Genomic DNA, 12,813 nt, shown 5'->3' on the forward strand with positions numbered 1-12,813 from the left:
CAGGGGTATATGGCCGCCTGTTACATGGCATATGCTGAACACATTGCCCGCCCAAAGGAGCTTCACATGGCCTGGTCCGCCACCCAGTATTCGCAATTCGAAGACGAGCGTACCCGCGCGGTGCGTGACCTGCTGGCCGCTGTACCGGCACGCCCTGTACGCCACGCCACCGACCTGGGCTGTGGCCCTGGCAATTCCACCGAGGTGCTGCTGCAACGTTACCCGGATGCCCAGGTGACGGCCCTGGACAGCGACCCGGACATGATCGACAAGGCCCGCGAGCGCAAACGGCTGTGCATCCCCCGCGTGCGCACAGTCATCGCTGACATTGCCGGCTGGTCCGCCCCCGAGCCGCAGGACCTGATCCTGGCCAATGCCTCGCTGCAATGGGTACCCGACCACGCCTCGCTGTACCCGCACCTGGTGCGCCAGCTGAGCGAAGGTGCCAGCCTGGCCGTGCAGACCCCGGACAACCTCGATGAGCCGGCCCACCGGCAACTGCGCGAAATCGCCAGCCAGGGACCTTGGGCGGCGAAGTTCGCTGATTTCCAGCTGCCGCCACGGCACAGCGCGGCGTTCTACTACGACCTGCTCAGCCCGCTGTGTGCACGGGTGGATGTGTGGCGCACCACTTACCACCACCCGTTGGCCGGTGGCGCAGAAGCCGTGGTGGAATGGTTCAAGGGTTCGGCCTTGCGACCGTACCTGGCGCGGTTGGATCCCCAGGAGCAGACGGATTTCCTGCAGATGTACCTGCAGGCGATGCAACGCGACTACCCGCCGGCCACCGATGGCAAGGTGCTGTTGCCGTTCCCGCGGCTGTTCGTGATCGCTACCCGCTAGGGCGGCGCCAGCGCCAGGCCACGTAACCGTAGACGCCGAGGTTGAGCAGCAGCACGAAAGTGCCCAGCAGCAGCTGGATGTGTGGAGTCAGCCCGGCGGGGTAGATCAACGGCCAGATATAGTGCTCGACGAAGCCGCCCTGGTAGCCCGCGTCACCAGCCGCGTTGCGCATGCGGTTTTCCCAGGTGGTCAGCGGGCAGCCCAGGTGCAGGCACTCCACCGCCAGGCCCCAGGCCAGCACCGGCAGGTGCAGCAGCAGGGCAGGGCGCCAACGCAGTACCAGCAGGCCGCCGAACAGCACCAGCAGGATGAAGAGCAGGTGCAGCAGGACCAGGGTGTCGGCGGCAAGGCGGTAGAGCATGGGTTGTGTGCCGAGGGTTGAGGTTATCCCAGCATAGTTGGGTTGCCTGTGCTGGCCTTTTCGCGGGCTTGCCCGCTCCCACAGGATCACCACAGGTTTTGAATTCTGTGCAGTGCCTGTGGGAGCGGGCGAGCCCGCGAAGAGGCCGGCACAGGCTTACAACCCTTCCTCCACCATCTGCAGGAAGGTCGCCACCACCCGCCGCGTGCGCTGCTCGCTCAGGCACACCAGTGTCTCGGTCAGGTGCCGCTGGCAATCGACGATCGGCAACGCGCACACCCGCGCATCCGCACCAAACTCAGCCGCCGACACCACCCCCACACCAATCCCCACCACCACCGCTTCCCGCGCCGCTTCCCGGCCTTCCACCTGGATCGCCGGGCGAATCCGCAGCCCGGCCCGTTGCATTTCTTCTTCCAGCGTCTGCCGCGTCACCGACCCGGGCTCGCGCAGTACCAGCGGTGTATCGTCCAGGTCCGCCAGGCTGATCGCGCCGCGGCTGGCCCAGGAGTGCTGGTGCGAGACAAACGCCACCATCGGGTCGCGGCGCAGCGGCAGGCAGTGCAGCCGCTCATCGTCGACGTCCCGCCCCAGCAGGGCCAGGTCGGCTTGGTAGCTAAACAGCCGGGCCAGCGACTCGTCGGTGTTGCCGGTCTCGATCTTGACCTGGATGCCCGGGTAGCGCTGGCAGAAGCGGGCGATCTGCGGCAGCACGTGCACCGGCGCGTCCACCGCCAGCACCAGGCTGCCGGTGTGCAGCGCACGCGAATCCTGCAGCAGTTCATGGGCCTCGGCCTCGCAGGCGAACAGGCGCTGGCTGATGCCCAGCAGGCGTTCGCCGAGGTCGGTGAGCTGCACCGAACGCTTGTTGCGGTGGAACAGCAAGACGCCGAAGCGCTCCTCCAGTTTGCGCACCTGGTCCGACACCGCGGGCTGGGTAAGAAACAGCTTTTCGGCGGCGCGGGTAAAGCTGCCGTGCACCGCGACGGCGTGGAAGGCCTTGAGTTGTGCGTGGGAAACCGACATGACGACCTCAGTAACAAGCTGGGCTTATGTGTGAAATACGATAAATCGATTTTATTTATCTTAGCGCAACTGTTTCCATGCATGTCAGCCCGACGCTGGCACCACAAGTGCCGCCAGGGCCATGGCACCCAAACGGCGCCATCTGACCCGATGACAGCCTCGTCATCGCTGTGCGTAACACAAGAACAAGACAGGCGTTTCTTCACATTCTGCCGGCACACTCAAGCAAGAGGTCAGACTTACATGAACCAATCCCTAGCCGCGTTCAAACGCTGGCGTATCCAGATTTTCGCCATTACCTGGCTGGCCTACGCCGCCTTCTACTTCACCCGCAAGGCCTTCTCGGTGGCCAAGCTGGGCATCGGTGAAGACCCCGACTTCATGCTCGACAAGGCCGCCATGGCCAACCTCGACGCCATCTACCTGGCCGCCTACGCCGTGGGCCAGTTCACCTGGGGCATGCTTGCCGACCGCTTTGGCCCACGCGTGGTGGTGCTCGGCGGCCTGCTGATTTCTGCTGTTGCGGCGGTGGTAATGGGCAGTTACGCCACATTCCCGATCTTCGCCACCTGCATGCTGGTGCAGGGCCTGGCGCAATCCACCGGCTGGGCCGGGTTGTGCAAGAACATCGGCAGCTTCTTCCCGGCGTCGCAGCGTGGGCGGGTGCTGGGCCTGTGGAGTTCCTGCTATGCCTTCGGCGGCCTGGTGGCCTCGCCGTTCGCCGGCTGGTGGGCCTACACCCTGGTCGGTACCTGGCACGCGGCATTCTTCTCCAGTGCCGCGGTGGTGGCACTGGTGGCCGTGCTGTTCTTCTTCCTGCAGCGCAACAAGCCTGAAGACGTCGGCCTGCCGGCGGTGGAGCCCGAGCCGCAGAGCATGGCCCCGGCCGGCAACCTGTGCAGTGTGTGGGCGCCCCTGAAGGAGATCATGCGCAACCGCACGGTGCTGACCCTGGGGCTGGCGTACTTCCTGTTGAAACCGGCGCGCTACGCCATCCTGCTGTGGGGGCCGGTGATCGTCTTCGAGCAGATGCCCTCGGTGGGCAAGGTGGGGGCAGCGATCATCCCGACAGCCTTCGAACTGGCCGGGCTGCTCGGCCCGATCATCATCGGCCTTGCCTCCGACAAGCTGTTCGGCGCCCGGCGCATGCCGGCCTGTGTCATCAGCCTGGTGCTGCTGACCGTGGCGCTGGCGGCATTCATGGCGGCCATGCACACCGGCAGCGTGATCCTGGTGGTGGCCCTGCTGTTCGTCATGGGCCTGACCCTGTACGGGCCAGACTCGATGATCAGCGGTGCTGCGGCCATCGACTTCGGCACCGCCAAGGCCGGTGCCACCGCAGCAGGCTTCGTCAACGGCTGCGGCTCGGTGGGGGCGGTGCTGGGCGGGCTGCTGCCGGGATACTTCGATGGCGTCACGGTGTTCATCGTGTTTGCCGGCTGCGCGCTGTTCTCGGCGCTGGTGCTGCTGCCGCACTGGAACAGCCGCCCGGCCAGCGCTGCGCAAAGCACCGACGTGGCACCGAATACCAGCATGGCAATCAAGCCATTGCGTACCTGAAAGGAAAGCGAGCGAATGAGACCCTTCTGGCTGCAACAGGCCCTGGATTCGGCGCAAGAGGCGGTGTGCCCGCCGCTGCAAGGCGATGCCCGTTGCGATGTATGCATCGTCGGCGGCGGCTATACCGGCCTGTGGACCGCACTGATGCTCAAGGAAGCGGTGCCGGCCCTGGATATCGTGCTGATCGAGGCCGATATCTGCGGTGCCGGTGCCAGTGGCCGCAATGGTGGCTGTGCGTTGTCCTGGTCGGCCAAGTACTTCACCCTCGAGCGGTTGTTCGGGGTGGCCGAGGCGGTGCGCCTGGTGCGTGAGTCCGAGCGTAGCATCGGTGAAATCGGTGCGTTCTGCGCGGCCAATGGCATCGACTGCGACTACCGCCTGGACGGCACGCTGTACACCGCCACCAACGCCGCGCAGGTCGGCGCCACCGACGCGGTGATCGCTGCGCTGGAGCAAAAGGGGATCAACTCGTTTCGCCGCCTGCCGCTGCCGCAGGTGCAGCGTCTGGCGGGTTCGGCGCGGCACCTGGAAGGCTGGTTCTCGCCGGCCGCGGCCACGGTGCAGCCGGGCAAGCTGGTGCGCGGCCTGCGCCGGGTGGCCTTGCAGCGCGGCGTGCGCATCCATGAGGGCACCGCCATGACCGGCCTGGAGCACGGCGCCCCGGTGCAGGTGCGCACGGCCCATGGCACGGTGCGCGCCGACCGCGTGGTATTGGGCCTGAATGCCTGGATGGCGCGGGCTTTCCCGCAGTTCGAACGCAGCGTGGCGATTGTTTCCAGCGACATGGTGATCACCGAACCTTGCCCCGAGCTGCTGCACCAGGTCGGCCTGGACAGTGGCATCAGCGTGCTCGATTCGCGGATTTTCGTGCATTACTACCACAACACCTCCGATGGTCGGCTGATGCTCGGCAAGGGCGGCAATACCTTCGCCTATGGCGGGCGCATGCTGCCGGTGTTCGACCAGCCGTCGCCGTACCGGCCGCTGCTGCGTGAAAGCCTGGGCGGGTTTTTCCCGGCGCTGGCCGAGGTGCCGCTGGCGGCCAGCTGGAACGGGCCGTCCGACCGCTCGGTGACCGGTTTGCCGTTCTTTGGCCGGCTGGACGGGCAGGGCAACGTGTTCTACGGCTTTGGTTACTCCGGCAGCGGCGTCGGGCCGTGCCACATGGGCGGGCAGATTCTGTCGTCGCTGGCACTGGGGCTGGACAACCCATGGACCCGTTCGCCGCTGATCAAGGGGCCGCTGGGGCTGTTCCCGCCCGAGCCGATCCGCTACCTGGGTTCGCTGATGGTGCGCAATGCCATCCGCCGCAAGGAGCGGGCCGAGGACCGTGGGCTGCGGCCGCGCAGGCTGGATGTGCGTCTGGCGCGGTTTGCCGCGGCGGCGGGCAAGGCCGATAAAGGCTGATATTTTGGGGGCGCTTCGCACCCCTGTCGCGACACAAGGCCGCTCCTACAGGGGGACGCGCAAGCCCAGATTGGCGCGCTTCTTCTGTAGGAGCGGCCTTGTGTCGCGATAGGGTCGCGAAGCGGCCCCAGCGATTTCTTGTCGAACACAGGCCAGAGGGCGTATAAACTGCACCCACTTTTGGCCGGTCGCTTCCTGAACCGGCCGCTGAAACAAGAGAGTCGACATGGGCGCACAGTGGAAAGCCAAACATAAAGAAGCCGCGGCCAACGCCAAAGGCAAGATCATGGGCAAGCTGTCCAAAGAGATCCAGATCGCCGCCAAGTCCGGCGCCGACCCGGACATGAACCCACGCCTGCGCCTGGCCATCGAGCAGGCCAAGAAGGCCTCGATGACCCGCGAGACCCTGGAGCGCGCAATCCGCAAGGGCGCGGGCCTGGACGGCGATGCCGTGCAGTACTCGGCGGTAAGCTACGAAGGTTTCGCCCCGCACCAGGTGCCGCTGATCGTCGAGTGCCTGACCGACAACGTCAACCGCACCGTCGCGCAGATCCGCGTGCTGTTCCGCAAGGGCCAGCTGGGTGCCAGCGGTTCGGTGGCCTGGGACTTCAACCATGTCGGCCTGATCGAAGCCACCCCGAACGGCGACGCCGACCCGGAAATGGCGGCCATCGAAGCCGGCGCCCAGGACTTCGAGGAAGGTGACGAAGAGGGTTCGACCCTGTTCATCACCGACACCACCGACCTTGACGCCGTGCAGAAGGCCCTGCCGGAGCACGGCTTCACCGTGACCTCGGCGAAGATCGGCTACACCCCGAAGAACCCGGTGAGCGCGGCCAGCCTGAGTGCCGAGGCGCTGGCCGAGGTGGAAGCGTTCCTCGAGGCGATCGACGAGAACGATGACGTGCAGAACGTTTATGTTGGCCTGACTGACTGATCTGCTTCTCTGGGGCCGCTTTGCGGCCCAATCGCCGGCAAGCCAGCTCCCACAGGTACAGCACAAGCCCCGATGGTTGTGGTGACCCTGTGGGAGCTGGCTTGCCGGCGATTGGGCCGGTCGATCCTTTAGAAGGGAGCCTGTATGAACCCCGCTTTCGCCTCCCTCAGCCTCGCCCACCTGCGCACCCTCGACCACCTGCTGCAGCTGAAGAACCTCAGCCACGCCGCCGAGCGCCTCGGCGTCAGCCAGTCCGCACTTAGCCGCCAGCTGGCCCACCTGCGCGAAGCCTTCGACGACCCCTTGTTGGTACGCCAGGGCCGCGGTTACGTACTCAGCGAACACGCCGAAGCCCTGGTCGAACCCCTGCGCCAGGTTCTCGAGGAGCTGCACGCCCTGCGCCAGCCCGCGGTGTTCGACCCGGCGCGTTGCGAGCGGCGCTTCTGTCTGGCCGCGTCGGACTATGTGGCCGAGCACATGCTGCCGCTGCTGGTGGCGGCGCTGGAGCGCGAGGCGCCGGGTGTATCGCTGGAGTACCGCACCTGGCAGGCCGGCCAGTACGCCTTGCTGGCCAGCGGCGAGATCGACCTTGCCACCACGTTGTTCGACGAGTCGCCACCCAACCTGCACGGTCGGCTGTTGGGCGAGGACCGGGCAGTGTGCCTGATGCGCCACGACCACCCGCTGGCTGCCCACGGTGCGCTCAGCCAGGCCGACTACCTGGCGCACAAGCATGTGCGTATTTCCGGCGGAGGCGACAAGGACAGCTTCATCGACCGCCACTTGCGCGCCCAGGGCCTGCAACGGCAGGTCAGCCTGGAAGTGCCGTTCTTCTCGGCCACCGTGCAGGTGATTGCCAACAGCCAGGCGCTGGCCACCGTGCCCGAGCACATCGCCCGGCAGCTGTGCCGCCTGCATGACCTGGCCTGGCGGCCGCTGGGTTTCATCGACCACAGCCAGCGCTACTGGGTGGTGTGGCACCAGCGCCTGCAGGCCTCGGCCGAACACCGCTGGTTGCGCAACCGGGTGTTCGAGTTGTGGCGCCAGTCGCAGTTCGGTGTGCAGGGTGGGCATGCGGGTTTGCCATAGCAGGTATGCGCGAAGCGGGGTTATTCACTTCGGGACAGGTGCCTAGACTGGGGGCATTGTGCTGCCTGCGCTGGCCTCTTCGCGGGCACAGGCAGCGAAAAACCCCACAGGAGACCCCAGGTGACCCCCGAACAATTCCGCCAGTACGGCCACCAACTGATCGACCTGATCGCCGACTACCGCCAATCCGTCGGCGAGCGCCCGGTCATGGCCCAGGTCGAGCCCGGCTATCTCAAGGCTGCGTTGCCTGCACAGGCCCCCCGGCAAGGCGAGCCTTTCGCAGCGATCCTTGACGACGTCAACCAGTTGGTCATGCCCGGCCTGTCCCATTGGCAGCACCCGGACTTCTACGGCTACTTCCCCTCCAATGGCACCCTGTCGTCGGTCCTCGGTGACTTCCTCAGCACTGGCCTGGGCGTGCTGGGCCTTTCGTGGCAGTCCAGCCCGGCCCTGAGCGAGCTGGAGGAAACCACCCTCGACTGGCTGCGTCAGCTGCTCGGCCTGTCTGGCCAATGGAGCGGGGTGATCCAGGACACCGCATCCACCAGCACCCTGGTGGCGCTGATCTGCGCACGGGAACGCGCCAGCGACTACGCACTGGTACGCGGCGGCCTGCAAGCCCAGGCCAAGCCGCTGATCGTCTATGTCAGCGCCCATGCCCACAGCTCGGTGGACAAAGCCGCATTGCTGGCCGGTTTTGGCCGCGACAACATACGCCTGATCCCGACCGACGAACGCTACGCTCTGCGCCCGGAGGCCCTGCAGGCTGCGATCGAGCAGGACCTGGCCGCTGGCAACCAGCCTTGCGCGGTGGTCGCGACCACCGGCACCACCGCCACCACGGCCCTCGACCCTCTGCGGCCGATCGGCGAGATCGCCCAGGCCCATGGCCTGTGGCTGCATGTGGACTCGGCCATGGCCGGCTCGGCGATGATCCTGCCGGAATGCCGCTGGATGTGGGACGGCATCGAGCTGGCCGATTCGCTGGTGGTCAACGCGCACAAGTGGCTGGGCGTGGCCTTCGATTGCTCGATCTACTACGTGCGCGACCCGCAGCACCTGATCCGGGTCATGAGCACCAACCCCAGCTACCTGCAGTCGGCGGTGGATGGCGAGGTGAAGAACCTGCGTGACTGGGGTATCCCGCTGGGCCGCCGGTTCCGCGCATTGAAGCTGTGGTTCATGCTGCGCAGCGAGGGGGTCGAGGCGTTGCAGGCACGGCTGCGGCGTGACCTGGACAATGCCCAGTGGCTGGCCGGGCAAATCGGCGCGGCGGCGGAGTGGGAGGTGCTGGCGCCGGTGCAGTTGCAGACGTTGTGTATTCGCCATCGGCCGGCGGGGCTGGAAGGGGAGACGCTGGATACGCATACCAAGGGCTGGGCCGAACGGCTGAATGCGTCTGGGGATGCCTATGTGACGCCGGCGACGCTGGATGGGCGGTGGATGGTGCGGGTGTCGATTGGCGCATTGCCGACCGAGCGGGAGCATGTCGAACAGCTCTGGGCGCGCCTGCAGGAAGTAGTCAAGGGCTGAAACTGCCGGGGCCGCGTTGCGGCCCATTCGCCGGCAAGCCAGCTCCCACAGGAACCGCACAAGGCTTGAAGCCTGTGCGGTCAAGGTAGGAGCGGGCTTGCCCGCGAATGGACTCCCACAGGAACCGCACAAGGCTTGAAGCCTGTGCGGTCAAGGTAGGAGCTGGCTTGCCGGCGAAGGGCACCCACAGGAACCGCACAAGGCTTGAAGCCTGTGCGGTCAAGGTGGGAGCTGGCTTGCCGGCGAAAGGGCTGCAGAGCAGCCCCCTGCAATCTCAGTGGCTCACCGCCTGAAAGCTACCTTTACGGCTAGCTTCATACGCGGTCTTGTCCATCGGCTTGGCATCGGGGTTACCCAGGTCTTCCATCGCCAGGCGATGGGTTTCCGGTGCAATGTAGGCTGCCAAAGCACACACGCAGGTGATGAAGAACGCCAGGCTACCAACCACCAATGGGATGTTGTCCGAACCGGGCGGGGCTACCAAGGCGAACAGCGCCGGCAGCATGGCGGTCAGCATGGTGCCGATGTTCTGCGCGATGGCCATGGCCGAAACGCGGTAGCGAGTGTGGAACAGCTCTGGGTAGAAGCTTGGGAACACCGCGTTGTAACCCTGGTACACCATGCCCCACATCACGATCGACGAGGCGAACGCCAGCGGTACGTTCTGGATGCTGATCGCATACAGGTAGACGAAGGCCAGCAGGCCAGAGCCCAGGCAACCGGCGATCATGGTCGGGCGACGGCCAATCTTGTCGGACAGGTTGCCGACAAACGGAATCACCAGCACCGCAACGATGTTGCCGACTACCGGAATCCACAGGTACACGCTCTTGTCGAAGCCGATGCCATAGGCCGGCTGCACCGCGTAGGCCGCACCGAAGATGGTGGCGACCACCGGGATCACGTTCATCAAGGCCATGAACATCACCAGCACCATGTGCTTCCAGCTGTGGCGGAAGGCCTCGCTGATCGGCGACTTGGCGACCTTGTCCTGCTTCTCTTCCTTCACGAACGCCGGGGTTTCGTGCACTTCCTTACGGATGATGAAGCCGGCGATCAGCACGAAGGCGCTCAGCAGGAACGGAATGCGCCAGCCCCAGTCGTTGAAGGCTTCGCTAGGCATGAAGTAGGCCAGTGGCAGGAACACTGCCGCCGCCAGCACCTGGCCAGCCTGCACGCCTTGCAAGGTGAAACTGGCGTAGTAGCCCCGTCGACCGAACGGTGCGTGCTCCATGATCATGGAACTGGCTCCGGAGATTTCCCCGGCCACGGCAAAGCCCTGGACCAGGCGCAGCACCACCAGCAACGCCGGGGCGAGCAGGCCGATGTCGTGGTAGGTGGGCAGCAGGCCAACGGCCATGGTCGACAGGCCCATCAGGAACATGCACAGCAGCAGTACGTTCTTGCGGCCGCGGGTGTCACCCCAGTGGCCCAGCACGAAGGCGCCGACCGGGCGCGCCAGGTAACCCACGCCGTAGGTGGCCAGCGAGGCAATGATGGCCATTTTCGGGTCGGTGTTGGGGAAGAAGATCTGCGGGAAAATCAGCGCAGCAGCCTGGGCGTAGATGAAGAAGTCGTAGTACTCGAGTGCCGAGCCTATCCATCCACTGGCAGTCGCTTTCTTGGCTTGAGAGCTGGAGTGAGCCATCGTTGTCTCCGTTGTTATTGTTGTTTGCACAGGTTCCGCCGGAGATTCGCCAAGGCAGGAGGCGAGGGTCGGTGTGCCTGCGTCTGTGGTTCATGTTGACCACGGGCCAGTGGGCTGGCAATTCGCTAAAATCGGTTTTGTTCGATAATCGAACGCAAAACTAACCATTCCGTACAAAGAGATTGAAGCGACGACTTTACCTGCGAATAATCGATCGTGCCAGGAACTGTGGTCCGGATTTTCCAGGTCTGGCCCTATCGCCGGCAAGCCAGCTCCCACAAGGTATGCGCCAATCCTGTGGGAGCTGGCTTGCCGGCGATAGGGCCGGTACAGGCAGCCCTGGCCTCAACCTCCAACAACAAGGAACTCCCGCCATGCAGCGTTCGATCGCTACCGTGTCCTTGAGCGGCACCCTGCCGGAAAAGCTCGAAGCCATCGCCGCCGCCGGTTTTGACGGCGTCGAGATCTTCGAAAACGACCTGCTCTATTACGCCGGCAGCCCGCGCCAGGTACGGCAGATGTGCGCCGACCTGGGTATTGCCATCACCCTGTTCCAGCCGTTCCGCGATTTCGAGGGTTGCCGCCGCGACCGCCTGCAGAAGAACCTCGACCGCGCCGAGCGCAAGTTCGACCTGATGCAGGAACTGGGCACCGACCTGGTGCTGGTATGCAGCAACGTCCAGGCCGATGCCCTGGGTGAAGAGCAATTGCTGGTCGACGACCTGCGCCTGCTGGCCGAGCACGCCGGCAAACGCGGCCTGCGCATTGGCTACGAAGCCCTGGCCTGGGGCCGCCACGTCAACACCTACCAGCAAGTCTGGAACCTGGTGCGCCAGGCCGACCACCCGGCCCTCGGGGTGATCCTCGACAGCTTCCACACCTTGTCGCTCAAGGGCGACCCGAGCGCGATCCGCGATATCCCCGGCGACAAGATCTTCTTCGTGCAAATGGCTGACGCGCCGATCCTGGCCATGGATGTGCTGGAGTGGAGCCGCCACTTCCGCTGCTTCCCGGGGCAGGGCGAGATGGACATGGCCGGTTTCCTGGCGCCGATCCTTGCCACCGGCTACCGTGGGCCGCTGTCGCTGGAAATCTTCAACGACGGCTTCCGCGCCGCACCGCCCCGGCAGAATGCCGCCGACGGCCTGCGTTCGCTGCTGTATCTCGAAGAGCACACCCGCCTGCGCCTGGAGCAGGAAGGTACCTCGATCGAGCCCGGTGTGCTGTTCACCCCACCGGCGGCCAGTGCCTATGACGGCGTGGAGTTCCTCGAGTTTGCAGTCGACGAAGCCGTCGGCGCGCGCCTGGGCAGCTGGCTGAAGCGCCTGGGCTTTGCCGATGCCGGCAAGCACCGCAGCAAAGAGGTGCAGTTGCTGCGCCAGGGCGATATCAACATTGTGCTGAACGCTGAACCCTATTCCTTCGGCCACAACTTCTTCGAGGCCCACGGGCCGTCGCTGTGTGCCACCGCGCTGCGGGTCAAGGACCAGCAAGCCGCCCTGAAGCGCGCCACCGCCTTCCGTGGCCAGCCATTCCGTGGCCTGGTCGGGCCCAACGAGTGCGAAGTGCCGGCGGTACGTGCGCCAGATGGCAGCCTGCTGTACCTGGTGGAGCAGGGCACTGCCGGCCAGACCCTGTACGACACCGATTTCAGCCTGGACAAGAACGCCACCGCCACCGGCGGCCTGCGCCGTATCGACCACATGGCCCTGGCCCTGCCGGCCGAGTCGCTGGACAGCTGGGTGCTGTTCTACAAGAGCCTGTTCGATTTCGAAGCCGATGACGAAGTGGTGCTGCCGGACCCGTACGGCCTGGTCAAGAGCCGCGCGCTGCGTAGCCAATGCGGCACCCTTCGCCTGCCGCTGAACATCTCGGAAAACCGCAACACCGCCATCGCCCATGCGCTGTCCAGCTATCGTGGTTCGGGCGTGCACCACATCGCTTTCGATTGCGACGACATCTTCCGCGAAGTGGCGCGGGCCAAACTGGCCGGGGTACCGTTGCTGGAGATCCCGCTGAACTACTACGACGACCTGGCGGCGCGTTTCGATTTCGACGACGAGTTCCTCAGCGAACTGGCCTACTACAACGTGCTGTACGACCGCGATGCCCAGGGTGGCGAGCTGTTCCACGTGTATACCGAGCCGTTCGAAGAGCGTTTCTTCTTCGAGATCATCCAGCGCAAGGGGGGGTATGCCGGTTACGGTGCGGCCAACGTTGCGGTGCGCCTGGCGGCCATGGCCAAGGCCCGCAGCGGGGCGGCGCGCAAGCCAGTCCTCTGAGCCCGGCGCGGTCCCTGTAGGAGCGGCCTTGTGTCGCGATGGGCCGCAAAGCGGCCCCAGGATTTCAGCAGCACCGCATGAATCCTGGGGTCGCTTTGCGGCCCATCGCGACACAAGGCCGCTCCTA

At 65.4% G+C, this 12,813-nt stretch carries 10 protein-coding genes; 7 read left to right on the forward strand and 3 right to left on the reverse strand.

The features are described 5' to 3' along the window. The first annotated feature begins 66 nt into the window (after positions 1-66). Complete coding sequence (gene tam, locus GYA95_RS07085) at positions 67-843, forward strand: trans-aconitate 2-methyltransferase (RefSeq protein WP_015269944.1); 777 nt, start codon at positions 67-69, stop codon at positions 841-843. On the opposite strand, the gene GYA95_RS07090 is transcribed toward tam, so the two are convergent. Then, complete coding sequence (locus GYA95_RS07090; RefSeq protein ID WP_015269945.1) at positions 833-1,204, reverse strand: DUF2784 domain-containing protein; 372 nt, start codon at positions 1,202-1,204, stop codon at positions 833-835. The genes tam and GYA95_RS07090 overlap by 11 nt on opposite strands. 156 nt (positions 1,205-1,360) lie before the next feature. Beyond that, complete coding sequence (locus GYA95_RS07095; protein ID WP_015269946.1) at positions 1,361-2,230, reverse strand: LysR substrate-binding domain-containing protein; 870 nt, start codon at positions 2,228-2,230, stop codon at positions 1,361-1,363. A gap of 243 nt (positions 2,231-2,473) precedes the next feature. Between GYA95_RS07095 and GYA95_RS07100 the strand changes: the two genes are divergently transcribed. The 5 genes from GYA95_RS07100 (at position 2,474) to GYA95_RS07120 (ending at position 8,756) form a co-directional block, all read left to right on the forward strand. Next, positions 2,474-3,790, forward strand: coding sequence for an MFS transporter (locus GYA95_RS07100; RefSeq protein ID WP_003259277.1), 1,317 nt, complete (start codon positions 2,474-2,476; stop codon positions 3,788-3,790). Positions 3,791-3,805: 15 nt separating this feature from the next. Further along, entirely contained in the window at positions 3,806-5,197 is a 1,392-nt protein-coding gene (locus GYA95_RS07105) for an FAD-dependent oxidoreductase (protein ID WP_015269947.1), read from the forward strand. Positions 5,198-5,423: 226 nt separating this feature from the next. Then, a complete protein-coding gene (locus GYA95_RS07110; RefSeq protein ID WP_013972055.1) occupies positions 5,424-6,134 on the forward strand; it encodes a YebC/PmpR family DNA-binding transcriptional regulator in 711 nt (236 codons plus the stop codon). Positions 6,135-6,278: 144 nt separating this feature from the next. Then, entirely contained in the window at positions 6,279-7,223 is a 945-nt protein-coding gene (locus GYA95_RS07115) for a LysR family transcriptional regulator (protein ID WP_015269948.1), read from the forward strand. Positions 7,224-7,343: 120 nt separating this feature from the next. Beyond that, the gene (locus GYA95_RS07120) at positions 7,344-8,756 is read left to right on the forward strand and encodes a DOPA decarboxylase (protein ID WP_015269949.1); all 1,413 of its coding nucleotides are present in this window, start codon (positions 7,344-7,346) and stop codon (positions 8,754-8,756) included. 274 nt (positions 8,757-9,030) lie between these two features. Here the strand turns inward: GYA95_RS07120 and GYA95_RS07125 are convergent, their stop codons facing one another. Beyond that, positions 9,031-10,404: an MFS transporter gene (locus GYA95_RS07125; protein ID WP_015269950.1), complete on the reverse strand. Its 1,374-nt coding sequence runs from the start codon at positions 10,402-10,404 to the stop codon at positions 9,031-9,033. Positions 10,405-10,778: 374 nt separating this feature from the next. On the opposite strand from GYA95_RS07125, the gene quiC reads away from it, so the two are divergent. Continuing rightward, on the forward strand, positions 10,779-12,686 hold the full coding sequence (gene quiC, locus GYA95_RS07130; RefSeq protein WP_038409298.1) for a 3-dehydroshikimate dehydratase QuiC: 1,908 nt from the start codon (positions 10,779-10,781) through the stop codon (positions 12,684-12,686). Positions 12,687-12,813: the final 127 nt, after the last annotated feature.

This window comes from Pseudomonas asiatica (assembly GCF_009932335.1).
Classification (GTDB): domain Bacteria; phylum Pseudomonadota; class Gammaproteobacteria; order Pseudomonadales; family Pseudomonadaceae; genus Aquipseudomonas; species Aquipseudomonas asiatica.